21 protein-coding genes are annotated in these 24148 nt (G+C 62.7%); 10 read left to right on the forward strand and 11 right to left on the reverse strand.

The genetic code is table 11. From position 1 onward, the window contains the following. Window positions 1-13: 13 nt before the first annotated feature. Window positions 14-898 carry a methylenetetrahydrofolate reductase gene (locus tag P9217_RS04850; protein WP_127239386.1) on the forward strand — a complete coding sequence of 295 codons (885 nt, stop codon included), beginning with the start codon at window positions 14-16 and terminating at the stop codon, window positions 896-898. Between the two features lie 183 nt (window positions 899-1081). Here the strand turns inward: P9217_RS04850 and P9217_RS04855 are convergent, their stop codons facing one another. Both P9217_RS04855 and P9217_RS04860 read right to left on the reverse strand, forming a co-directional pair. Then, complete coding sequence (locus P9217_RS04855; RefSeq protein WP_127239387.1) at window positions 1082-1666, reverse strand: YceI family protein; 585 nt, start codon at window positions 1664-1666, stop codon at window positions 1082-1084. Window positions 1667-1700: 34 nt separating this feature from the next. Beyond that, a complete protein-coding gene (locus tag P9217_RS04860; RefSeq protein WP_127850493.1) occupies window positions 1701-2438 on the reverse strand; it encodes a hypothetical protein in 738 nt (245 codons plus the stop codon). A gap of 444 nt (window positions 2439-2882) precedes the next feature. On the opposite strand from P9217_RS04860, the gene P9217_RS04865 reads away from it, so the two are divergent. The 7 genes from P9217_RS04865 to P9217_RS04895 all read left to right on the forward strand — a co-directional run bounded on the left by P9217_RS04865 (window position 2883) and on the right by P9217_RS04895 (window position 9068). After that, window positions 2883-3677, forward strand: coding sequence for an ABC transporter ATP-binding protein (locus P9217_RS04865; RefSeq protein ID WP_245475282.1), 795 nt, complete (start codon window positions 2883-2885; stop codon window positions 3675-3677). After that, window positions 3674-4384 carry an ABC transporter ATP-binding protein gene (locus P9217_RS04870; RefSeq protein WP_066997920.1) on the forward strand — a complete coding sequence of 237 codons (711 nt, stop codon included), beginning with the start codon at window positions 3674-3676 and terminating at the stop codon, window positions 4382-4384. Before P9217_RS04865 ends, P9217_RS04870 begins: the two co-directional genes overlap by 4 nt. 1 nt (window position 4385) lies before the next feature. Beyond that, window positions 4386-4673, forward strand: a complete 288-nt coding sequence (locus P9217_RS04875) for a hypothetical protein (protein WP_278086508.1) — start codon at window positions 4386-4388, stop codon at window positions 4671-4673. Continuing rightward, window positions 4670-5551 (forward strand): branched-chain amino acid ABC transporter permease, encoded by an 882-nt coding sequence (locus P9217_RS04880; RefSeq protein ID WP_067327882.1) that lies wholly within the window; start codon window positions 4670-4672, stop codon window positions 5549-5551. The genes P9217_RS04875 and P9217_RS04880 overlap by 4 nt, the downstream gene beginning before the upstream one ends. Continuing rightward, window positions 5548-6549, forward strand: a complete 1002-nt coding sequence (locus P9217_RS04885; RefSeq protein WP_278086507.1) for a branched-chain amino acid ABC transporter permease — start codon at window positions 5548-5550, stop codon at window positions 6547-6549. The genes P9217_RS04880 and P9217_RS04885 overlap by 4 nt, the downstream gene beginning before the upstream one ends. 8 nt (window positions 6550-6557) lie before the next feature. Then, window positions 6558-7772, forward strand: a complete 1215-nt coding sequence (locus P9217_RS04890) for an ABC transporter substrate-binding protein (protein WP_278086506.1) — start codon at window positions 6558-6560, stop codon at window positions 7770-7772. Window positions 7773-8078: 306 nt separating this feature from the next. Further along, window positions 8079-9068: a membrane dipeptidase gene (locus P9217_RS04895; protein WP_278086505.1), complete on the forward strand. Its 990-nt coding sequence runs from the start codon at window positions 8079-8081 to the stop codon at window positions 9066-9068. A 43-nt stretch (window positions 9069-9111) separates the two neighbouring features. Here P9217_RS04895 and P9217_RS04900 read toward each other — a convergent pair whose 3' ends face one another. From P9217_RS04900 to P9217_RS04925, 6 genes are all read right to left on the reverse strand, one after another. Further along, window positions 9112-9738, reverse strand: coding sequence for an arylsulfatase (locus P9217_RS04900; protein WP_336618891.1), 627 nt, complete (start codon window positions 9736-9738; stop codon window positions 9112-9114). Between the two features lie 108 nt (window positions 9739-9846). Continuing rightward, the gene (locus P9217_RS04905) at window positions 9847-10083 is read right to left on the reverse strand and encodes a hypothetical protein (protein WP_067327877.1); all 237 of its coding nucleotides are present in this window, start codon (window positions 10081-10083) and stop codon (window positions 9847-9849) included. 255 nt (window positions 10084-10338) lie between these two features. Then, window positions 10339-11670 carry an HlyD family type I secretion periplasmic adaptor subunit gene (locus P9217_RS04910; RefSeq protein WP_067327876.1) on the reverse strand — a complete coding sequence of 444 codons (1332 nt, stop codon included), beginning with the start codon at window positions 11668-11670 and terminating at the stop codon, window positions 10339-10341. Continuing rightward, the gene (locus P9217_RS04915) at window positions 11663-13396 is read right to left on the reverse strand and encodes a type I secretion system permease/ATPase (protein ID WP_278086504.1); all 1734 of its coding nucleotides are present in this window, start codon (window positions 13394-13396) and stop codon (window positions 11663-11665) included. The genes P9217_RS04910 and P9217_RS04915 overlap by 8 nt, the downstream gene beginning before the upstream one ends. Before the next feature lie 589 nt (window positions 13397-13985). Next, window positions 13986-15368 (reverse strand): calcium-binding protein, encoded by a 1383-nt coding sequence (locus P9217_RS04920; RefSeq protein ID WP_095823789.1) that lies wholly within the window; start codon window positions 15366-15368, stop codon window positions 13986-13988. Between the two features lie 647 nt (window positions 15369-16015). Then, window positions 16016-16294 carry a hypothetical protein gene (locus P9217_RS04925; RefSeq protein WP_127323569.1) on the reverse strand — a complete coding sequence of 93 codons (279 nt, stop codon included), beginning with the start codon at window positions 16292-16294 and terminating at the stop codon, window positions 16016-16018. Between the two features lie 3 nt (window positions 16295-16297). On the opposite strand from P9217_RS04925, the gene P9217_RS04930 reads away from it, so the two are divergent. Beyond that, window positions 16298-18010, forward strand: coding sequence for an HAD family hydrolase (locus P9217_RS04930; protein ID WP_278057425.1), 1713 nt, complete (start codon window positions 16298-16300; stop codon window positions 18008-18010). Between the two features lie 29 nt (window positions 18011-18039). Here the strand turns inward: P9217_RS04930 and smc are convergent, their stop codons facing one another. From smc to P9217_RS04945, 3 genes are all read right to left on the reverse strand, one after another. Further along, window positions 18040-21498 (reverse strand): chromosome segregation protein SMC, encoded by a 3459-nt coding sequence (gene smc / locus P9217_RS04935; protein WP_278086503.1) that lies wholly within the window; start codon window positions 21496-21498, stop codon window positions 18040-18042. A 60-nt stretch (window positions 21499-21558) separates the two neighbouring features. Further along, a complete protein-coding gene (locus P9217_RS04940; protein WP_067327871.1) occupies window positions 21559-22287 on the reverse strand; it encodes a DsbA family protein in 729 nt (242 codons plus the stop codon). Between the two features lie 197 nt (window positions 22288-22484). Beyond that, on the reverse strand, window positions 22485-22985 hold the full coding sequence (locus P9217_RS04945) for a DUF721 domain-containing protein (RefSeq protein WP_067327870.1): 501 nt from the start codon (window positions 22983-22985) through the stop codon (window positions 22485-22487). 31 nt (window positions 22986-23016) lie between these two features. Here P9217_RS04945 and mutY point away from each other — a divergent pair, with 31 nt between their 5' ends. Next, window positions 23017-24147: an A/G-specific adenine glycosylase gene (gene mutY / locus P9217_RS04950; protein ID WP_278086502.1), complete on the forward strand. Its 1131-nt coding sequence runs from the start codon at window positions 23017-23019 to the stop codon at window positions 24145-24147. The last annotated feature ends 1 nt before the right edge of the window (window position 24148 follow it).

Genomic DNA, 24148 nt, shown 5'->3' on the forward strand with positions numbered 1-24148 from the left:
CGGAGCCACGCGCATGGAAAAAGCTGCTATCCGCCCCTCCTCTATCGGCGCCTCGATCGAGATGGCGCCAAGCCAGGTGATCGACTCCCCTGACCTACCGGGCCTTTTCCCGTCGGGGGTCCGGGTCTACATCACCGATATCGGCCTGGCGGACACGCCGACCCTGGTCAAGGCAGCGCGTCGCGTCGCGGACCTTGGCTACACCGCGGTTCCCCATATGGCCGCTCGCCGACTGACCACGCGCCAAGCGCTGGAAACGCGGGTGAAGGCTTTGGCTGAGGAAGCGGGTGTCCGCGACTTGCTCATCATCGGCGGCGACGTGGCTACCCCAGCCGGTTCATTTTCCTCCTCTTTCGAGGTGCTCGAGACTGGTTTCGTTGACAAGTACGGCATCGCCGAGGTCGGTGTAGCCGGCCATCCGGAAGGCAGTCGCGACTTTGGCGACGAGGCGGCGATTGCAGCGCTCCGGATGAAGAGCGCCTGGGCCGAGCGGACCGGGGCAAAGATGCGTGTCGTCACCCAATTTGGCTTCGACGCGGACAAGTTCATCGCCTGGGCGGACGGCCTGGCGGTTTCCGGGGTGGACCTGCCGATCCATCTTGGCGTGGCCGGTACTGCCAAGATCACGACCTTGCTAAAATACGCCGCCTTGTGCGGCGTCGGCAATTCGCTGAATTTCTTGAAAAAGCGCAGCGCCTCGCTTGCCGCCCTTGCCACCAGTCACTCGCCGGAGAGCTTCGTCGGCCCGATCGAGCACCATCTGCGGGCAAAGCCGGAGTCGGCAATCGCGCAGCTGCATGTCTTTCCGTTTGGCGGCATCAAGAATACGGCCAGGTGGCTCTACGAGCGTGGCTCGTGGCAAGACCTCGAAGCCGACGATCGCTCGTCGATCGCTTAAGCGCGCAGCCACCTCCCGAGAGCCGAGCCAGACCATGGCGCGCCGATCGTCGGCGCGCCATGGTCTCTCGTTGCCGCTACATGGGCGAATGTTGCTGCACGATTGCCACGCGCAGCCTATCAGTCAGCACCGCCGGACATCCGCGAGGACGTCCGGCGCGCTCAGGACAACGCGAAGCCGCCGTCAGCTGCGGCCGCGCCCCTCCGTTTCGATGCGCAGCGTGACCTCGTCCCCGATCAGGGGAAGATTGGCCGTAATGCCGAAGTCGCTGCGCTTCAACTTGGCAGTCGCGCTGAAGCCGGCCTCAAGACTGCCGTCCCACGGGTTCTTGCCCTGGCCGTTGAAGGTCACGTCGAGCGTCACCGGCTTGGTCACACCGGCGATGGTGAGATCGCCCGTGATGGTGCCCTGCTTGTCGCTGGACTTGGTGAATTTGGTGCCGACGAAGGTGATCTCCGGAAACTCGGTGGCATTGAACCAGTCGGCGCCCTGGATGTCGCTGTCGCGCTGGGCATTGTTGGTGGAGATGCTGGACACCTTGACCTTGGCCTGCAGCTTGCTGGCCTCAGGCGCGTCCTTGTCGAAGGTGAATTCCCCGGAGAACTCTTTTGCGACGCCGATGACGTTGGAGAAGCCGAGATGATTGATGAAGAACACGATGCCGGAATGAACCGGATCGATGTCGAACGTGATCGGCTGTGCGGTTGCCGGCCCGATTGGCGCCGTTGCGAGTGCAGCTAGCAAAGCTAGTTTCAGTCTGTAGTTCATTCCATCCTCCTTTGTTGATGCACGAAAAGCGAATTCACAGCGGAAGGCTGAACCCCTTCCGTGCCAGCATGACTGCGACTGCCGCGACGGCCGGCACCAGGCAAAACCCTGCGAAGACGAACGTGGCGAGTGCAGGGGTTTTCTGATCGAGACGATCGAGGATCACGCGGCAGGCCGAAGAGACCAGGAAAAGCAGCAGGAGCACCGCAAGGGCGAGAAGGTCGATCTTGCGGGTGATCAGCGCGACGGTCTGCGCCACAGCCATCATGCCCGCCGCTCCGCCGAGCAAGGATGCCCATCCGAAGCGGTAATTCGGCCGGGACAGGTGCCCAACCACGATGCCGGCGATGCCAAAGGCGACGCCAAGAGACAGTTGCAGGCTGGATGATGAAGCCCCCATGAAGGCAATGGGAGCAAAGCCTGCGCTGGCAACCGCGAGCATGATCGCAGGGCGCAGGCCTGATCCCTCATCGGGATAGTCAGCTTCCCGATGAAGTGCATATAGCGCTGCCGCTCCGGCCAGAGCGGCGACAACCAGGTCGAGAGGCTGCGCCAGGGCAATCGTATCGCCGATGTAAGCTGCTGAGGCGACCGGCATTGCCGCCAACAGCAACTGTCCGAGCCTGCGGCTGCCTGTCCATTCCGTCGCCACGCCCAGGATCGATCCAACCGCCGCCAGGTAGAACACCTTGTTGACGGCGCCGACCGGAGGGAAGGAGGGAAGGCGATTGTAGGTCAACCAGTAGGACAGGAAGAAGCCGAGCGGGATCAAGAGATCGTACCAACGGCGATCGACGCGCCCCCATCGCATCAGGCCGCTCAAGGCGAACGACAAAAGGCCGCAAATGGCGACCGCCAGCATAACGGCCTCCTGCGGCGATCGGGCAACGCCAATCACGTCGCATTACCGTTGTTGGCTACAGGATAGCGGGCACACGCTCGCGGCACCTTGCGGCAGGATGAAGTCACACCGTCCTCCCCGGTCTGAGTTCTCCATGACCGACCCCTTCCGGATACCGGTCAGATTTCAAATACCAAAGCGTATCTCACTAACCTTGTCAATCCGACTGGGCAGCTGGCCGGAACCCGCCGCGCCTTAGTGCAGGTGCACCGGCGAAGTCGGTTGACATACGACTCAGACTTCAAATACTATATGGTATCTAAAGTGGGACAGACGCGGAAGCGCCGGTTCCGCTGACACGCCTGGGAGGAGTGCGTGGCTGTGCAGGAACATATCAAAGCCTATCTGCCGGTGCTCGCGGCGGATGGCGTATCGGTCAGCTTCGGAGGCGTGCAGGCGCTCGACAATGTCTCGCTCGACGTCGGCGATGGCGAGATTTGCGGCTTGATCGGCCCGAATGGCGCGGGCAAGACCACCTTCCTGAATGCCATCACCTGCCTTGCACGCCTTCAACGCGGCACCGTAGAGCTGTCGGGTCGGATAATCTCCAATTCGGCGGTGCGCGACATCATCGGTCTCGGGATCGCTCGGACATTCCAAAATGTCGGCGTATACGGCTCGCTGAGCGTCCTGGAGAACGTCATGCTCGGCGCACACCACAAGATGGGTGGAAAAGTCGCGCGTGCCCTTCTCAATCCCTTCGGTGCGTGGGCCGAGGAGAAGACGGTCCGCCGCAAGGCTGAATCAATTCTGGATGAATTGGGAATGGCCGCATTATCGAGCGTGCGCGCCGACTCCCTGCCCTATCCCTTGCAAAAGCGGATGGAGATCGCACGCGCCCTGGCGGCCGAGCCCAAGCTCCTGTTGCTGGATGAGCCGGCCGGCGGACTGACCCATGGCGAGGTCACCGAATTCGGCACCCTCGTCAATACGATCCGGCACAGCCGCAGGCTCTCGATCCTCCTGATCGAGCATCACATGGGTCTGGTGATGAGCCTGTGCGACCGGATCCATGTGTTCCACCTCGGTCGAAATCTGGCGTCAGGACGCCCCGAAGAAATCAGGACCAATGAAGCCGTCATCGGCGCCTATCTCGGGAGGAGCACGTGAGACTGCTTGACGTCCGCAATCTCTCGGCCTCCTACGGCAAGGTACGGGCGCTTTTTGACTGCTCGCTCGCAATCGCGCAGAACGAATTCGTCGTCCTGCTCGGCGCCAATGGCGCGGGAAAAACCACTTTGCTGCGCGCGCTTTCGGGCACGATCCGCTCGGCCGGCGAGATCGCCTATATGGGAAGCGACTTGCAAAAGATGGCGCCGGAACGGCGTCTGCAACGCGGCTTAGCGCAGATTCCCCAGGGCAGAGGCACTTTCACGGAATTCACGGTCGACGAGAATCTGACGCTGGGCGCCACAATCGTCTCCGATGCCCGCCAGGTCCGACAGGACAAGGAGCGGTGGTACGATCGCTTTCCGCGATTGCGCGAACGCCGCTCCCAACTGGCCGGCAATCTGAGCGGAGGCGAGCAGCAGATGCTCGCGGTTGCGCGAGCGCTCATGTCGCGGCCAAAACTGCTGCTATGCGACGAGCCATCATTGGGTCTCGCGCCCGTCATCACGCGCGAAATATTCGCGATCTTCAAGGAACTCCGCGACATCGATGGCTTGACGCTCTTGGTCGTGGAGCAGAACGCGGACCTGTCGCTCAAGTTCGCCGACCGCGCCTATGTCATCGAGGCCGGGCATATCGTGGCCGGCGGCTCAGCCGGCGCGATACTTGCAGATGAGCATATCCAGAAATCTTACCTTGGGGACTAACGTGGCGACGTTTTACCAGATCATTGTTTGCGGCATTGCCCCAGGCGGAGTCTACGCCGTGCTGGTCATTGTCCTCGTGCTGGTCTCGCGTCTTACAAGGCGGGCGTCGGCCGACCGCCTCGATGCAGCCTCCTTCATCGACATTCACGATACCGCCGGACTGCCATTCCTGATGGTGGTAACCGCCATTTCCCCGTCCTCAAACGCCAGGGTTCCCTTGGCCAAGGCTCTCGGATCGAAGGCGCGCAGGTCGACGGCCTCGGCGTTGCAGTTGGGAGGCGGGGCTTGACCCTTTTCCTGCAAATCGTCCTCAGCGGTCTTGCCACCGGCGCCATCTATGCGGCTCTTGCCCTTGCACTGGTGTTGATCTTTCGCGCCACCAACGTCGTCAATTTCGGTCAAGGCGAAATGGCGACTTTCTCGGCATACTGCACCTGGCAGCTATGCCTGTGGGGCCTGCCATTGTGGCTTTCGATTGCAATCGGCCTGGCCGGTTCCTTTGTGCTGGGAATCTTGGCGTTTCGGGTCTTCGTCCGCCCGCTCCTGGCAGCACCAGTCGAGGCGACAGTGGTCGTCACGCTCGGCATGTTTGTGCTCTTCCAGGCGATGGTGACGTGGCTCTGGGGCGCCGAGCAGAAGCCGTTCCCCAGCCTTTTTCCCGAAGGCAGCTTCAGCCTCGGTGAGGTACAGGTGCTGGCTTCGTCGGCCGGTACCTTGCTGATCCTCATTGTCCTGGCCGCGGCCATCGCCTCCCTCTTCGCCTTCACAAGGCTTGGGCTCTCCATGCGTGCCGCGGCCTTCGACCGCGTTCGCAGCGTTCTGGTGGGCATCAACGTCGAGCGCATGCTGATGCTCGGCTGGGGTTTCGCCGCGGCGATCGGAATGATCGCGGCGGTGCTGGTCGCGCCACGGCTGTTTTTGAGCCCGACCATGATGACCCCGATCCTATTCTACGGCCTTGCCGCGGCAACCGTTGGCGGCTGGGACAGTCCGCTCGGCGCGATAGCCGGAGGCCTTCTGGTGGGCGTCAGCGAGAGCCTTGGCGCCAACTACATCGGCTTTCTCGGCGCGGACATGCGCATCGCGGTCCCGATCGGGCTCACCCTTTTCGTCCTGCTGGTCAAGCCGGTCGGTCTGTTCGGCTCACAGAAGGTCACCAAGCTATGAGCAACGACATTCGGCGCACGGTCGCGGCAACCGCTGGTTTTGTGCTGGTCGCCGCATTGCTGCCGGCCACTTTGTCAGGCTTCCAGTTGCAGCAGGTGAGCATCGCCATCTCCTATGCGGTCGCCATTCTTGGCCTCAACCTGCTTATGGGGTTTGCCGGGCAGATCTGCCTCGCCCAGGGGACGCTGTTCGGCATCGGCGCCTACGTCACCGCCATCTTGAACGCGACCTATGGCGTCCACCCGTTGGCGACCCTGCCCGCGGCAGCTGTTTTTACCGCGCTGGCCGGTCTCGTCGTCGGACTGCCGGCCCTGCGTCTGCAGGGGCTGCAACTTGCGATCATCACGTTTGGTGTCGCGGCGGCCTTTCCGCAGCTTCTGTTGAAGCTCGGCAGTTGGACGGGCGGAGTCTCCGGCTTGCCGATCGATTCCTTGGAGCCGCCTGCGTTCCTGGCCGATTACTCCGAGCTCTGGCTCTATCTGGTGTCGCTGGGGTGCGCCTGCGTCGCGGCATTCATCGTCTATCTCGTTCTCCTCGGCGACGTCGGCCGCGCGCTCCAGGCGCAACGGGACAGTCCGCAGATCGCGGAGGCTCTCGGCGTCAACCTGACCAAGACCAAGCTGTGGGCGTTCGCCATCAGCTCTGCGCTCGCCGGACTTGGCGGCGGCGTCTTCGCGATCCTCAACGGCTTCATCAGCCCGCAGTCCTTTCTCGCCCCACTTTCCATCACCATCGTGATCGGGAGCATCGTCGGCGGCTCGACAAGCATTGTCGGCGCCTTCATCGGCGGGCTGTTCATCACCTTCGTCCCGACATGGACGTCCAACATCAATCTCGCACTCGGCAACGTCATCTACGCGCTGGCACTGATCGGCATCATGCTTCTGGCGCGCGGAGGGGTTGCCGGTCTGCTGGAGAGACTTGCCGCTGCCTTGAAGGCGCGGTCGAACGCCAACGGCAAAGCCGGATCAATGAGCCAATCAGGGAGGAAGTTATGAGACCATGTATGCCAAGAATGCTTGCGACGGCGGCAATACTTGCGCTGGCCGTCGGTGTCGCTCCGGCGAAAGCTGACGAGGCACCGGGCATCACCGACAGCACCGTGAAGATCGGCATCACCGGTCCGCTCACCGGTCCCGTCGCCGTCGTCGGCGCGGTCGCAGAAGGCATCCGCGCCCGGGTCGAGGCCGCCAATTCCCACGGCGGCGTCAAGATGTCCGACGGCAAGACCCGCAAGATCGAGCTCGTGATCAAGGACGACATGCTCGATCCGCAGCGAACGCTTGCGAATGTGCGCGAGATGGTGGAGCAGGACAAAGTCTTCGCCCTTGTCGGCACGGCTGCCACGCCGAACAATGTCGCCATCGGACGCTATATCGAGCAACGCAAAGTGCCCAATGTCTTCATGTATTCCGGCGTCCACAAGCTGAACGCGCCGCACGAGGAAATAGGGTTCGTCCCGGCCTTCTCGACCGAGGCGGCGTCGTTCGCCACTTATCTGAAGGACAACAAGCCCGAGGCAAAGGTCGCGCTCCTCTATCTCAACACCGAGACCGGCGAAACCTTCATGAAGGCCTTCGACAAGGCCATCGACGGCTCAGGCGTCAAGGTCGTCGATCGGCAACCGGTGACTTCGCAGGATCCGACCGTCGAAACGCAACTGACAGCGCTCAAGGCTTCCGGCGCCGATACGCTGGTGATCATCGCCGCGCCGCAACAAGGCGGTGAAGCAATCCGCTTCCAGGCCGAGAGCGGCTGGAAGCCGCTGACGCTCGTCACCAACCTTTCCTCGGCCTACCCGATCCTGCAGGCGGTGGGGCTCGAGAACGCCAAGGGCATCATCACCTCGAATTTCCTGAAACCGATCGTTAGCCCGGAAAAAACCGGTGATGCGGGCATCGACCAGTATCTGGACGATATCGCCGCGGCCAAGGTCAACTTCGTCTTCGCCAACACGATCGGACAGGTCGGCTACGCGACCGGCGATGCTCTTGTGAAGGCGCTCGAGCACATGAAGAAGCCGACCCGGGCTGAGCTCCTCGACACCGTCTTCAACATGCAGAAGTGGGACGATCCACTATTGCTGGACGGGATCAAGCTGAACACCAAAGCCGGCTCCGATATTTTCCCGATTGAGGCACTGCAGCTCTATCAGTTCGACGGGCAGAAGTACGTGCCTGTTGGCAAGCTTCTGGATTTCGAGGGCAAGACGGAAGAGTAACGGACGACCGACACAGGTTGCTGCCGGCTGCGAGCGTCCGCGTTTTGCGGGCGCCTTTCTCGCGAGGGCGAATTTCGATTTGTTTGAGCGATTCGTGAGCCGACAATATCGTCGGCAGTCCTATCTGCGATCCGTTTTTGCCGGAAGTCATTCGGCAGAAGATGCTGGCGAAGGCGAATCCGGATTCCGTTGCGCGTGACGGCAGATCCAGCTTCAGGCAGTTTGCACCTGCTCTGCGTACCGGACGCAACTTCCCCATTCTAGCCAGTATGGTAGGGGCTGGTGCAAATTCCGGTACGAACGGCAATGAACCTTCAAACCAGAGCCCGGTCCATTCTCGATAGCGAAGTCGTCTGGGACGCCCATTCCGGCTTCATGCCGGATCCTGCCGCGGACTTGAACAACCTGCGGATCTGGCGAGACGCCGGTGTCGACTATCTGTCCATCGATGTCGGGTTCGATCTGCTGTCCTGGGAAATGACGGTAACCAATCTCAGCTGCTTCCGCCACTGGATCCTGGCGCGTCCCGCCCACTACGTGCTGGTCTCGTCGGCCGACGAAATCCTCGCTGCCAAGGCGCAAGGCAAGCTGGCGGTCACCTTTGACATCGAAGGCATGAACGCCCTGGACGGCCGGATTGAGATGGTCGAGTTCTACCATGGCCTTGGCGTGCGCCAGATGCTTTTCGCCTATAACCGCAACAACCTTGCCGGCGGCGGATGCCATGACGAAGACCCGGGTCTGACCGCGTTCGGTCGGCAGGTGATCGACGAGATGAACCGCCTCGGCATGTTCGTGGATGTGAGCCACACCGGCTATCGCACCACCATGGACGTGATGGAGTACACGGACCGGCCAGTCATCTTCTCGCACTCCAATCCGAAAGCGCTCTGCGCCCACGGTCGCAACATCACGGACGAGCAGATCAAGGCCTGCGCCCGCACCGGCGGCATCGTCGGCGTTGTCGGGCTCAGTCGTTTCCTTGGCGAGGCGCGCACCGATTCCGAACGGCTGGCCGACCATGTCGAATATCTGATCGATCTCGCTGGCCCACGCCATGTTGGCATCGGCCTCGACCATGCTGTCCCGGTCGAGATCGAAGGCATCGACGACATCATCGCCAGCAATCCGCATTTCTGGCCGAAGAGCGAATATGCGGGAGAAACGACCTATTCGGCACCAGCCCAAATGAAAGAGCTGACCGAGGTTCTGCTTCGTCGCGGTCAGCCGGAAGGAGCGGTCCGCGACGTCATAGGCGGCAACTTCATGCGCCTTGCCCGGGAAATCTGGAAATAACCACCGGAGCAGCTGTCGAGCGCTCCGTGGGACCTTCTTTTGGTCAGGCGGGTTGGTCCGCGCCAAGAAGGACGCGCAGCTTCGCGACGGCCGCATCCGGACTGGTCGATACGGGGATGTTCGTCGCCGCTTTGACCGCATCCCGCGCGCGCGCCATGGAGAACTGTGCCAAGACGATCGCATCGAAATCCTTCAGCTTGGCGGCTTCAGCCGCGATCAGCCGGTTGTGGGTTTCCACGTCTCCTGCACGCACCGCCTCGATCGCGCCCGGCACGAAATAGCTCGTGATGGTGGCAGCTTGGCCCATACGGGCGGCTTCGTCCCGGAACTCCTGCTCCATTCCTTCCCTCGACGGCGGGAAAGTGTAGAGCATTGCGGTGCGACCGCCACGGCGGATCGCCGTCTCAAACATGGCCTCGTTCGGTTTCAGAACCGGAACGTCCAGCTTCGCCGCGGCCTGTTCAATCGCTTGCCCGAACGCCGAGCAGGTGAACAGCACGGCATCGCTTCCGATCGAACGGGCATAGCTGGCCAAGGCCTCGACGCGCCGGACCATGTCGCTCGTCAGGTCAGCGGTTTTGGCGCGGTCCACTGCCAGGCTGTCCTCGAGGATATTGACGGTTTCGGCGCCAGGCCATCCCGCTTCGAACGCCCATCTGATCGGCTCCATCGAGATGGGCGTGGCATGGATCAGGGCAATGCGAGGCTGTGACGTCATTGTGCGAGACCGAATGATAAACGAGGCCGCCCCGAGAGCAAGCGGCGTTGGTACCGATGACTATTTCGGGGCTGCCGCCGCGAAGACCCATACGCTCTCGGCAGGGATCCGCGCCCATACATTGCCCGAGGCAAGTTGCCGCGCGCCGTGCGCCTTGGCGACGAAGTCGCCACGGCGCAGACGGTACTCCCGCTTGTCGCCGAGATAGATGCTGTCGTCGAGATGCATCTCGATGCCGTCCGGGTGCAAGGGACCGCGGTACTTCGAGATCGACACTCTCGCGATGGGCGGGATCATCCCGCTTATCCTTTCGAGGCCAGCTCACCATGGCAAGGAGGGAGGAAGGCGACCGCAGACCCAATAAGTGATCGCCCTTGCCCTCGATCACGTGGCGAGACAGCCATCACAAAGCCCGTCGCCTCGAGCGCTACGAGCGTGCGACGTTTTGGCCATGAAAACCGAGAACCGTGAGTGGCCGAACCCGGTTGCGCATAATCCGGCGGAAGAGTTCCACTTCGGGTAAGGTTGAAGGCCGCAGGAGGCAGGATCGGGCTATCTTTCCCGAAAGGCGCGCTGGAACGAGTCCACCAGCGGCTTGGTCAGATAGCTCAGAAAGGTTCGCTCGCCGGTTGAAATGAAGGTTTCGACCGGCATGCCTGGGTAGATCTGCTCGGGCTTGACCTGCGGTGGCAGCTTGTCGGCCATCTTAAGCCGCACGGTGTAATAGGGCTGTCCAGTGCTGGGAGTGGTCAGCCGGTCCGCCGAAATGTAGAAGACCTTTCCCGGCACTTTTGGTGTTGTCCGTGCGTTCAGGGCCGTGAACATCATGTTCGCGCCTTGGCCGACTCGGATAGAATCGATGTCTTCAGGCTTGATCTTTGCCTCGACGATAAGTTCCTTCGTCGGCAGAAGCTCCATCGCAGGCTCGCCAGCACGAATGACGCTGCCTTCGGAATTGTACAGAGAGCGGACGATGATTCCGTCCGCCGGGGCACGAATGGTCGTTCGCACCAGGACCGATCGAGCGGCGTTGATTTGTTCCTCAAGGTCGGCCACCTCTACCCGGGCTTTGTTCAGTTCGGTGACAGCATCCTCGACCCGGGTGGTTGTTAGTCTTTCAATCTGCTGGCGCGCTTCCACGATCTGGGTGGCCGCGCTGGCGATTTGCGCCTCCAGCGATCCCTCCTGACCTACCAACTCGGCGGTGCTGCGCAGAAGGTCGGTGTATTCGGAACGATTTGTCAGTCCCTTGTCGAGCAAGTGCTTTTTGCGTTCCGTCTCGGCATTGACGATCGCGAGCTGGTTTGCCGCAGCATCCTTTTGCGCCTTCAAGCCGGCAACAGCTTCCTGAAGGGCTGCCACCCGTTCCCTAAGGATCTCCTGATCTGCGCCATAGCGCGCTAGCCGAGCCCGGAACTCCTTGGTTTGCTCTGCAAAGACGTCACTGAATTCGGACGCGTCTGAGTAGGCGCCTAAATCGCGGGGCAGGACGATTTTCTCCAGGCCATCCCGTTCTGCCTCGAGCCGCGCGATCTCAGCCTTTTGTGCGACCCACTGTTTGAGGACTCGGTTGAGCTGCGACTGCGCCACCGTTGGATCGAGCACGATCAGCGCCTGCCCTCGTAAGACTCTGTCACCCTCTCGAGCTTTGACGCTGCTGACCACGCCACCTTCGAGATGCTGGATCATGACATTCTGTCCAGCTGCTGCAATCACTCCTGGCGCGATCGTTGCTCCGGCAATCGGCGCCATTGCGCCCCAGAATACGAAGCCAAGCAAGAAAACGGACACGCTTGCATACCCCGCGAGCGTGATGCGATCTGTGCGTGTGTCGACGTTGCGCTGCCAGCTATACGTCCTGGCGCCGATGGCTTGGCTAGTCATTAGCGACCTTTATCTCGCCTCGAGCAGATGAGGGGAAAGGCACCACTCCTTCGCGCGACTGAGAGGCTGCGGGCCACCCCGCTTGGGCGCGTCGCTCGACAAGTCTATCGAGCACGCCCTTGGTCAAACCGTAGATCTCGACCTGGCCATTGCGTAGCATCAATACGCGATCGCATTTGGAAGCGAGAGAGGGCCGATGGGTTATGACAAGCACGGTCGTTTTTCGTGAACGCGCCCCGCTAATCGCGCGCTCGAGCGCGGCTTCGCCGTTGGAATCGAGATTTGCATTGGGCTCGTCGAGAACCAGCACCTTGGGATCGCCGTAGAAGGCCCGAGCAAGCCCGATGCGTTGACGCTCGCCACCCGAAAGGCGAACGCCGGTCGGGCCGATCAGCGTCGAGTAGCCATCCCTCTGACCCAGGATGAGCTCATGCACTTGGGCCCGCTGGGCTGCTTGAACCAACTTCTCGCTGGGCGCATTCGGTTCGAACCGCGCGATATTTTGCGCGATGGTTCCCGGGAAGAGTTCCACATCTTGCGGCAGGTAACCAATATGGCGGCCGAGTTGTTCCGGGTCCCAGTTCCGAACATCGCCGCCGTCGATCCGGATCGCCCCAGAGCGGGGCGCGATCGCACCGACGATGAGGCGCGCCAAAGTCGATTTTCCAGCCTGGCTCGGCCCTACGATCGCGACTGTCTCGCCGGCGGCGACCTCAAAGGTCAAGCGCTTGATCAGCGGCAGCGAGCCATCGGCCGCGCCCGGAAGATGATAGACTATTTGCTCCACGCTTAGCGCTCCTTCAGGAGCCGGCAATGCTACGTTCTCCTGGTTGTCGAGCCCGGACCGGAGAGCCGAAAGCCTCTTCCACGCAAGATTGGCGTCGATGATCTGCCGCCAACTCCCAATGATCTGATCAAGAGGTTGCAGAGCGCGCGCCGAAATCATCGAGGACGCAAATATCATACCGGCGGTCATCTCGTTGTGGAGAACCAGATAAGCGCCGGCTCCCAATATCGCGATCTGCAGTGTCGAACGAGTGGTGCGCGATACACCGCCATAAAACGAATTGATGCGAGCGAGCCCATCCGAGGCGTGTAGAGAGCCGGAAAAACGGGTGCCCCAGAATTCTATCGCGTTGGACACCATGCCAAGTGCGCGAACGGTTTCGAAGCTTCGGGCGAAAGCCTGCGCCGAATTCATCGAGGCGTTGAGACTCTCCGCCGCCTCCTTGCCAGGTCGCGAGCTCGCGACCTGGTTCAGCATGGCGATGGCGACCATGAGAACCGCCCCGACGACCGTCACGAGGAAGAGCAGCGGATGGATGAAATAGAGCAGGCCTACGAAGATCGGCCCGAAAGGAAGGTCGAAGAGAAAGAAAATCGTTCTCGAAGCGATGAAGCCTCGCACGGTGGCCAAGTCGCGCAAGGCTTGAACATCGCCGAGGCCAGCGCGAGGGCCACTCATTGCAGCGAGAAAAGACGATGTGCCCAAAGAGACATCCAGTCGCGCCGCGAGCCGGCTTGCGTATACACCCCGCACGACTTCGAGCACGCCGAAGAGCAAGAGCGTCGAAAGCGCAAGCAATGTTAGGTAGGTGAGCGTGTCCAAATTGGCGGCGGGCAACACCCGATCATAGACCTGCAGCATGTAGAGAGGCAGAACTAGCACCAGGGTGTTCATCACCGCGGAGAACAGGCCCATTTCGACCACGCTCTTCGACAGCACCCTTCTATTCGTGTAACTGGGCATCCCCGAAATCGTCTCTTTTGGTTAAGCGATCATTTTAGACAATGTTTATATATCATGCCAAGCAGCCGCGCTATCGCTTGCGACCTTTTGACAGCCTAGCCTCACTTTCACCGGAAGTTATCCACCGGGCATCCAGTTCGGCTGGGACGCCAGGAACCACCAATCCAGGATGGCGCTAAGCGTCTGATTCTCAAGCAGAGAATTGAATCGTCCAAACCTCGAAATTGCCCTAGTCAGCCAATCGTTTGCTGGCAGTGAAAATGACGTCTGCGAACGAGGCGGCGTGAAACTCTGGTTGCTACATGTTTTCCAACAATAGCGCCGCCGCCGCAGCAAGCTGGCCGCCGATAATGGTGTCGCCGCCATCGGCCCGATCGGTTTGGGATTGGTGATGGCAGCGCCGACCGCAAAGGCCGGCGCATGCGCATCCGCGGCGATCAATGCGGCCGACGTTTATGGCAACTTGATCGGCGTCCGCCGCCTTTCTGATCGGTGACCGTCGGAACCAGGCACGGCGGGGGGCGCGCCCGCCCCTCGCCATGCCATGGTCCGATCGCATGAACGATCAAACGACGAATACGTCGTGATAGGTCAGTGCCGCTCCGGGCTCCAGGTGGGCGATTTCCACCTGCGGGGCCGATCTCGAGCCGTCGGGATCATAGGACAAGACGCCCGTGGCCCGGTTGTAGAGCAGGTGATCGTTGCTATGGGTGGCGTGTTCTCGCAACTCAAAATACGACGAGTTCACCTGCGTCGGGCTGGACGAGGAACCGGCGCCGAGTTGGGTGAAGACGGCGTTGTCGAGATAGAGCGCGTCGTTTACCGCGTCGAAGTCGGTCAGCGTGTCGACATTGCCGGCGCCATAGGCGGTGTCAAACACAAAGGTGTCGTGGCCCGCGCCGCCGGTCAGCACGTCGTTGCCACCCTTGCCCCGCAATGTGTCGTTGCCAGCCAGGCCATCAAAGGTATCGGCCGCGGCAGTGCCGACAAATGTATCGTTCCCGGTCGTTCCGTGGGTCGGGTCCGTCGGCAGGGTCGGAGATGACGGTAGCGGGTCGGTCGGCACGGTCGGAGATGACGGCAGCGGGTCCGTCCCGTCATGGGCTGCATGCCAGGCCGCCTTGGCGTTGGCCCAGTAATCGCGGGCCGCTTGGCCTTGAAGGACCGTCCAGCCGGCGGGCGGCATTGGATAATCCGCCGGCAGTGGCGTGTCGGAGAGGTTGAGATAGTAATTGCCGTGCGACTCGACCGTCTTGTCCCAGGCCCGCTGCACCCGCTCCAAGCCGTTGTGGTCAACGTCGGTGATCGCCACCACGCAGTCGATGAAGCGCAAGCTAGGAACGATATCGTCAGCGCCTGTGCCCTTGTCCAGTTTGAACGGCGAACCGTGCGTCATCTCGCCTTTGCGAAGATACTCTCCCATGCCTAGAAGCATGCCATCCATGGTGACCGTGTTGTCAGACCCATCGACGTCACCGTCGCCAAGGCTCACTCCGGAAAACACGTGGTCGAACAGCGAATCCCGGATGGTGCCGCCGATGACGTCGTCGTCCTCGACCGCGTCGTCTCGTGAGTAGCCGACATAGGTATCCTCGATGAGGAAGGTGCCAGTGCCGCCGACACGGATGCCATCCCAGGGCTTGGTGATCGTCCAGTCGTCGATGACAAAGTTGTGGGCTGAATTCACGCGGACTGCGGCGGAGTTGACGTAAACGTCCTCCCAGGCGCCGGTTTGGGAGACCGTGCCGTTGATCGTGCCGCCCGACGCCACGAGGTTGTCGCCGGGGTTGACGACCGCGAAGGGATAGAGGTTGGTGGAGCTTCCCTGATTGGCGACAATCCACGAGGCTTTGCTGGCATCGATAGTGGTGTCGGCGGGGAGACCGGATGCTTTATATTGGCGGTAGCCGTAGTCACCGCTCAAGACAATGGTATTCGTATCGGCCATTCTTGGCGACCTTTCACACCCCCACCCTTTCTGCCCAACATGCCTGAAGCCCGAATGGCTCGCGGCCAAAAGAGCCCAGGTTAGCGGTATGGAGCAAATCACAAAATTTAAAAAAAGTGTCTCAAAATGTAACAATATATCTCTCGCGGGAATTGGGTGGCGCGGCGATTTCAGCGCGGATTCTCTTCAGTGGTCTCAACGCGGCTTTCGATCCCTTGCCACCTCCAAAACCCACCGGCCTCGCAGGAGCAGTCCATGAGCGGAGACGGTGCGCACGGGTTCCATCGTTGCAAATCATCGAAATCCGGACGATTGGCGAGACGATCAAATTCGTCCGTGAGTTATGGGGCAAGAACGCACGCCGGGATGTCGAGCGCCCGGCAATGAACTGACCGATATTTGCGTCAGCTCGACATCACGCTCTCTCAATATGAAGTGGAAGTCCGTGCTCTGGTCGCGGCGAGCTGTGGGGCAGGTCCCTCGACAATATCGGCCCGACCTCCTATATGCTTCGCGCAAAAGCACGGAGAAAGGGTGTGTCCCGAGAGCGTGACGTGCTTATGTGGCGCGAAGCCGGGAAACTTGCGTTATCTGGCGACTATGAAGGATGGCTTGCCATCGAATGGGAGCTTCGTAGCAGAGGATTCTCACGCGCCAAGCTGTTGTTCGATAACGACCGGGTCCGAAAAAAATTGGATGAGATCTGCAAGAGGGCACAGGAGCAACGCGCCGACCCCAAACAGACCTAAAGACCAGAAACGCCCCGCCTTTCCAGAACCCAGCCAACCTTTCTCTCTTTCCGATGAGTTGCATTTCTCCACGCCAGGTTTCTCGCCAGGCAGGCGAAAGCGCCGGCCTAAACCTTTTCCGCCGACAGACGTTGTTTGTTCCAGACGGACCGAGCGACCGGCAGCGGAGAGGATCACCCGATGTATTTCATGGCACTGGCCACCGACTACGACGGCACGCTGGCGCATGACGGACTGGTCACCGCCAGCACGCTGTCGGCGCTGAAGAAGCTGAAGAAGTCCGGCCGCAAGCTCATCCTGGTCACCGGCCGCGAACTGCCCGATCTCAAAGAGGTGTTTCCGGAGGTCGGGCTATTCGACAAGGTGGTGGCCGAAAACGGCGCGCTGATCTACACGCCGGCGAGCGAAGAAGAGCAAACAATCTCGCCCTCGCCTTCCGCCGATTTCGTCGACAGACTGAAGAAGCGCGGCGTCAAGCCGCTCTCGGTCGGCCGCTCGATCGTTGCCACCTGGGAGCCGCACCAGGCCACCGTGCTCGACGTCATCAAGGAGCTCGGCCTTGAGCTGGAGATCATCTTTAACAAGGGCGCGGTGATGATCCTGCCCTCAGGCATCAACAAGGCCACCGGACTGGCGGCTGCGCTCAAGGACCTCAGATTGTCGCCGCATAATGTGGTGGGCATCGGCGATGCCGAGAACGACCACGCCTTCCTCAGGGCTTCGGGTTGCAGCATCGCCGTCGCCAACGCATTGCCCGCCGTGAAGGAAACCGCCGACCTCGTCACGAGGGAGGCGCGCGGCAAGGGTGTCGAAGAACTGATCGGCAAGCTGATAAAGCAGGATCATCTGATAGCTCGCAAGCGCTTGCGCGGCGTCCTGCTGGGAACTGCCAACGGCAAGAAGGTCTATCTGTCGCCCGTCGAGACCGTTCTGATCGCCGGAAGCTCCGGTATCGGCAAGTCGACATTGGCCACAGCGCTCACCGAGCGGCTTGCCGAACAGGGATTGCAGTTCTGCATTTTCGATCCCGAGGGCGACTATGACGGACTGGAGGGCGCCGTTCCGCTAGGTGATGGCTCGACTACACCCAGCAAGGAGCAATTGCTGGAGCTGATCGAAAAGCCTAGCACCAATATCGTGGTCAACGGGCTGGCGCTGAAGGTCGACGAGCGGCCCGACTTCTTTGCCGAATTGCTGCCAGGCCTCGGCAGCGTCCGCTACCGCACGGCAAGGCCGCATTGGCTGATCATCGACGAGGCGCATCACCTTCTGCCCCGGCGCCGCGAGGACACGCGCGCGGTGCTGTCGCTCGAGCTGCCGGGCACGGTGCTGATCACCGTGCATCCGGAAGCGATTTCGACCGGGGTCCTGCGCCTGGTGACGGCGGTCATCGCGCTCGGTCCGAAGGCGAAGAGCGTGATCAAGACCTTCTGCAAGGAGGCCGGGCTGGAGGCGCCCAAGAGCATTCCTTCGCCGAAGGGTGACCGGGTTCTGCTGTGGCGGCCGCAGGACGGCAAGAAGCCGTTCACGGTCAAGGCGATCGAACCCCACCAATCGCTGAAGCGGCACAGCCGCAAATATGCCGAAGGCGAGCTCGACGAGGCCGGCAGTTTCTATTTCACGGGGCCGGAAAAGGCGATGAACCTCAGAGCCCACAACCTGATTATTTTCGCCCAAATGGCAGAAGGCATCGACGACAAGACCTGGGAATATCACCTGCGCGCCGGCGACTATTCCAAATGGTTCCGCCAACAGATCAGGGACAAGGAACTCGCCCGCGAGACGGCAGAGGCCGAGAAGGACAGGCGTCTATCGCCCGAGGACAGCCGCAAGCGCGTGCTGGAGGCCGTGCGCCGGCGTTACACGGCGCCAGCCACGGCACCGGAGAGGTAACTCAGTCGGTTCCGGACGCCAAGCCGCCCTCAACTCGCCTCGCGCATCGCCTCAGCCGCCTGCAGGTCGACCGAGACCAGCTGGCTGACGCCCTGCTCGGCCATGGTGACGCCGAACAGCCGGTCCATGCGCGCCATGGTGATCGGGTTGTGGGTGATGATGACGAAGCGCGTCTCGGTGGTCTTCGACATCTCGTCCATCAGATTGCAGAAGCGCTCGACATTGTGGTCGTCGAGCGGGGCGTCGACCTCGTCGAGCACGCAGATCGGCGCCGGATTGGTAAGGAAGACGGCAAAAATCAGCGACATGGCGGTGAGCGCCTGCTCGCCGCCGGAGAGCAGCGTCATGGTCTGCGGCTTCTTGCCCGGCGGGCGTGCGAGGATTTCGAGGCCGGCTTCCAGCGGATCTTCGGACTCGATCAGCTGCAATTCGGCCGTGCCGCCGCCGAAAAGATGCGAGAACAGGCGCTGAAAGTGGCCGTTGACCACCTCAAAGGCCGACAGCAGGCGTTCGCGGCCCTCGCGGTTGAGGCTCTGGATCGCCTGGCGCAGTTTTCTGATCGCCTCGATGATGTCCTCGCGCTCGGAAACGATGATTTCCAGGCGGTCCGACAGCTCCCGCTGTTCTTCCTCGGCGCGCAGATTGACGGCCCCTAGCCGCTCGCGCTCGATCTTCAGCCGGTCGAGCTGGCGCTCGACCTCGGCCATGTCCGGCATCGGGTCGTCGGTCTCTAGCCCGGTATGCTTGATGACGAGATGCGGCGGCGTGTTCAACGCTTCCTGGATGCGAGCCTCGACCTCGGCGCGGCGTTCGTCGGCCGCGGTCAGCCGCTCCTCGGCGCGGACGCGGGTCTCGCGCGCTTCGGCAAGCGACTGGATCGCCGCGGTCGCCGCCTTGTCGAGCTCGGCTTGCTTGGTCTCCGCTTCCTGCAGGCGATCGCCGGCGGCCTGGCGCAGCGCCTCGGCCTCGGAAAGCTGACTCAACAGCGCACGGCGCTTGGCGTCGATCTCGTCGGGCGCGTCGGCCAGCCGCTCGCGCTCAGCTTCGGCCTCAGCCTTGCGCTCGCCAAGCGCGGCGATCTGCGTCGAGGCGTTTTCGGCCCGCTCCAGCCAGTTCTTGCGCTCGGTGCCGATCGCGTCGAGCCGGCGCATGCGCGCTTCGGCCTCGCGCCGTAGGCCGTCATGCACGGCGCGCGTATCGGCAAGCGTGGCGCGGTCGCGAGCTACACTGGCGGAGGCCTGCTCGAGCTGGAGCTGCAGGTCGCCGAGATCGGGCGCGTCCCTGAGCATCTCCTCGGCTTCGAGGAAAGCGGCTTGCGTCTCTTCATGGATGTCGACGATGCGCGCGCGGGCGTCATCCAAGGCAGCACGGCGGCTCGCCAGCTCGCCGCCGGCCTTCTCGGCCTCGGCCAGCGCGTTACGGGCGGCGTCCAGTGCGTGCTGGGCATCGCGGCCGGCCTGACGCGCGTTGCGCTCGGCCTCGCTCGCCTGGCGCATGGCCTGCTCGGCGCGCGCCAGCGCCTCCTCGGCCTCGCGCACGACGCGGGTCGCCTGCACGGCCTCGGCATCGAGCTCCGCCAGGCGGTTCTTCTGCGCCAACCGCTGCGCGGCAGCGGTTGGCGCATCGGCGCTGGCCGTCAAGCCGTCCCAGCGCCAGAGCGCGCCGTCGCGGCTGACCAGCCGCTGGCCGGGCGCGAGCTGCGCTTGAAGGCGACGGCCATCGGCGGCGTCGACGATGCCGATCTGCGCCAGGCGGCGGGCAAGCTGTGCCGGCGCGCGGACCACACGCGCCAGGCTCCTCACGCCTTCGGGCAGTGCCGCGTCACCCGGTTGAACCGCGCTCTCGCCCCAATGCACCGGGGCGCTGCGGTCGAGCGGCACGTCGAGGTCCTCGCCGAGCGCGGCGCCAAGTGCCGTCTCGTAGCCGCGCTCGACGCTGATCTGCTCCAGCACCGAAGGAAAGAGATCGCCGCTCGCGGCGTTGAGTATCTTGGCCAGCGTGCGCGCTTCCGTCTCGATGCGCTGCAATTCGGCCTTGGCATCCTGCAGAGGCGGACGGGCAGCACTTTCGGCGGCGCGCGCTTCGGCGACCGCCTGCTCGGCGGCGATGGCGCCTAACTCGCTCTCTTCCAGCCGGGCAAGCGCGTCCTCGACCAGCAGCCGCTTCTCGGCGGGATCGGGCAGGCCGGAAATGCGCGTGACAATATCGGAGAGCTCGCGATCGACCTCGGCAAGCTGGCGAGCGAAGCGGTCGCGGCGCTCGGCGGTCTCACGCAAAGTGCGCTCGATCTGGTGGCGCGAGGCGGCCGCCTCGGCGCGTTCGGCCGTCAGCGCGGCAAGCCTGGCTTCGCTCTGCGAGAGCGTCGCGCCGGCCTGCTCGAAGGCGGCGCGGGTGGTGGCTTCGCGCTCGGCAGCACCTGCATTGTCCGAATTGAGCTCGGCTTCCTCGGCGCGGAGACGCTCGAGAATGTCGGCATTGTCGCGCACCATCCGCTCCTCGCGGGCGATGTCTGCATCGAGCTGTTGCAGGCGCCGCTCCAGCTCCGCCTGGCGCGAGCGGATGCGGCCGGCCTCTTCTTCGATCTGCGTCTTGGCGATCGACAGGCGCTGAAAGGCCGCCGCCGCGGCCGCTTCCGCGTCGCGCAGGTCGGGCAGGCGGTGAGCGGCGATGCCCTGCTCCCTCGCAGCGGCCATCTGGGCTGCGGCGCGGTCACCGACCAGCGTGGTGGCAACGGCAAGCGCCGAACGCGCTTCGCCTTCCTGGGTTTTGGCCAGCGTCCAGCGCAGATGCAGAAGCGTCGCCTCGGCCTTGCGGATGTCGGCCGACAGGTTCTTGAAGCGCGAGGCCTGGCGCGCCTGGCGCTTCAGGCTGTCGATCTGGCTTTCCAACTCGCCGACGACATCGTCAAGCCGTTCGAGGTTTTGTTCGGCCGCCTTCAGCCGAAGCTCCGCCTCGTGCCGGCGCGTGTGCAAGCCGGAGATACCGGCGGCTTCTTCGAGCAGCGCCCGGCGCGCCTGGGGCTTTGCCTGGATCAGCTCGCCGATGCGGCCCTGGCCGACCATGGAGGGCGAGCGAGCGCCGGTCGACTGGTCGGCGAAGAGCAGCTGCACGTCCTTGGCGCGCGCTTCCTTGCCGTTGATGCGATAGAGCGAGCCCGCCTCGCGCTCGATGCGGCGCGACACCTGCAATTCATCGGCGTCGTTGAAGGCGGCGGGTGCCGTGCGGTCCGAATTGTCGAGGAAGAGCGTGACTTCGGCGGTGTTGCGCGCCGGCCGCGCGCCGGAGCCGGAAAAGATCACGTCGTCCATGCCGGACGCGCGCATGTTCTTGTAGGAGCTTTCGCCCATCACCCAGCGCAGCGCCTCGACAAGGTTGGACTTGCCGCAGCCGTTCGGCCCGACAATGCCGGTCAGCCCGCGTTCGATGACGAACTCGCCGGGCTCGACGAAGGACTTGAAACCGAGGAGGCGAAGGCGCGAAAACTTCATTCGCGCCGCTCCGCAAAGACCAATATGCCGAAGCCAAGCAGCTTCGGCGCGGCCTGGACGTCAGAGCAGAGGGTCGATGATGGCCGACATTTCCTCAATCGACATCGCCCCTTTGTAGGTCTTTCCGTTGATGAAGAAGGTCGGCGTCGAGTCGACCTTGAACTCGTCCGCTCCGCGTTTCTGGACTGCTCTCACATCGTCCAGAAGCTTCTGGTCCGTCAAGCAGGCCTCAAATGACTCCTGTGTAAAACCGGCGAGCTTGGAAATCTGCAGCAGCGCTTCCTTGGTGTTGCTGACGCCGACCCAGCTCGGCTGCTGCTTGAACAACACGTCCACCATGGCGAAATAGTTGTCCTTGGCGCAGCGCGCCAGCATGAAGCCGGCCTCGGCGCTCGGGTCGAAGGGGAATTCGCGCAGGATATAGCGCACCTTGCCCGTGTCGATGTATTTCGACTTCAGCTCAGGGAAGGTTGTGTCGTTGAAATGCGCGCAATGCGGGCAGGTCATCGAGGCATATTCGACGATGGTGACCTTGGCGTCGTCCTTGCCGAGCTGCTTGTCGGGCAAAGCGCCGGGCTTGAGCAGTTCCGCCATGTCGACGGTGCCCTGCGCTTCCGGCACCTGAGCGGCCGCGGGCGTGGCAGGCTTGGCTGGCGTCGACGGATTGGCGGGCTTCACATCGGCCGCCTTTGCCTCTTCACCCGAGTCGCTGCACGCGGCAAGCAGCGCCACTGCCGGAACGGCGGCCAGCGTGGTCAGAAGGTTTCTGCGAGACAAAGAGCGGTTCATGCGAATCACCTGATATCGGTTGGATTTTGCAATGCAAGGGCTAGAAAAGGCGAGAGTTGGCGCGAATTAAGGCATCGGCATCCCCAATCCAATCGCCAAATTTTTCGGGCGCGATCACGAATATGCGATATTGACGACAATTTTGCAGCGCGCTCCACGACTTTTCCCGAAACCGCCGGAACTTTCGGGAGACATGCTCAGGGCTTTTTTTGTCCGAGGATGGTCGCGCCGAGCCGCTCGAGCGAAGCGCGCAAGCCATCATCCTCGATCTTGCCGACCGTTCGCGCCAGCTTCGATTTCTCGGCCTCGCTGAGCGGCCTCGGTTGTGGTTTCGGCCGCGCTTTCGCCGAAAGGACCGGCTTCTGCAGGATCTTGATGCGGCCTATGGCGTTGAAACCCAGGAAGGCGTTGACGCGGTTGATGACCTCGCCCGCCTCATGCTGAAGATGCAGCGCCGCCATGCCTTCGCAGGCAATGATCAGCACCGCCGGCTCGAACGGATCGTCCTCATGCAGGCGGCGCGGCCACTGGATCTTTTCCGGGCGCGAGTGGCTGGCCAGGCGCGGCCCGGCGATCTCTTCCCAGGACTGCACCAGTCCGATCGAGATGCCGGCGCGCTTCTTCAGGACAGGATCGAGGATCTCGGTCGCGAGATCGCTCACCGGAACGGGATTGCCGAAGGGCCTTTTCCCTGCCATTTGCGTTCTCCGATCCTAACTCACCCGATCAATGGCACCGCAAGACCAGACCCGCAAGGCCGCAGCCGAGAAGTGCGTATCCGGAGATAGCAGCATCGCCGTCCGCCTGCTTGCCTGGTACGACGCGCATCACCGCGACCTGCCCTGGCGCGTGACGCCGAGTGCGTTCTCGCGTGGGACAAAACCCGACCCTTATCGCGTCTGGCTCTCCGAGGTCATGCTGCAGCAGACCACGGTCGAGGCGGTGAAAGCCTATTTCCGGGCGTTTGTCGAGAAATGGCCGACCGTCGAGGCGCTGGCGGCAGCGCCGGCCGAGGACGTCATGAAGGCCTGGGCCGGGCTCGGTTATTACTCGAGGGCACGCAATCTCAAAGCCTGCGCCGATCTCGTGGCGCAGCGGAGCGGCCGCTTTCCCGACACCGAGGCGGGATTGAAGGAATTGCCGGGCATCGGCGCCTACACGGCGGCCGCCATCGCGGCGATCGCCTTCGACCGGCCTGCCGCCGTCGTCGACGGCAATGTCGAGCGTGTCATCTCGCGGCTCTATTCGGTGGAGACGCCGCTCAGCGAGGCCAAGCCGGAAATCCGAGCCCTGGTCGAGAAGCTCGTGCCAGGTGCAAGGCCCGGCGATTTCGCCCAGGCGATGATGGATCTCGGCGCAACGATCTGCACGCCGCGGCGGCCGCGCTGCATGCTGTGCCCGCTGCGCGAGGATTGCAGCGCGATCCTGTCAGGCGATCCGGAGCGCTTTCCAGTCCGCCTGCCCAAGGGCGACAAGCCGCTCAGGCGCGGTGCTGCCTTTGTCGCCCAGCGCGATGACGGCGCCATCCTGCTGCGCAAACGGCCGGACAAGGGGCTGCTCGGCGGCATGACCGAGGTGCCGACCACGGCGTGGACGGCGCGGGCCGACGGCGCTACGACGGACGCAGCGCCCATTTCGGCCGACTGGCGGCGCGCCGGGCGGATCGGCCATGTCTTCACCCATTTCGCGCTCGAACTCGACGTCTTCCATGCCCACATCAGGGGTGATGCGCCCAACGGGCATTTCTGGTCGCTAGCCCACGAAATTCCCGGGGAAGCGCTGCCCACCGTCATGAAAAAGGTAATCGAGGCAGCGATACCGGGCGCAACCAAAAAGCAAGCCCCGCTGCGCCCGCGTTGAA

It is taken from the genome of Mesorhizobium sp. WSM4989 (assembly GCF_029625795.1).
In the GTDB taxonomy this organism is placed as follows: domain Bacteria; phylum Pseudomonadota; class Alphaproteobacteria; order Rhizobiales; family Rhizobiaceae; genus Mesorhizobium.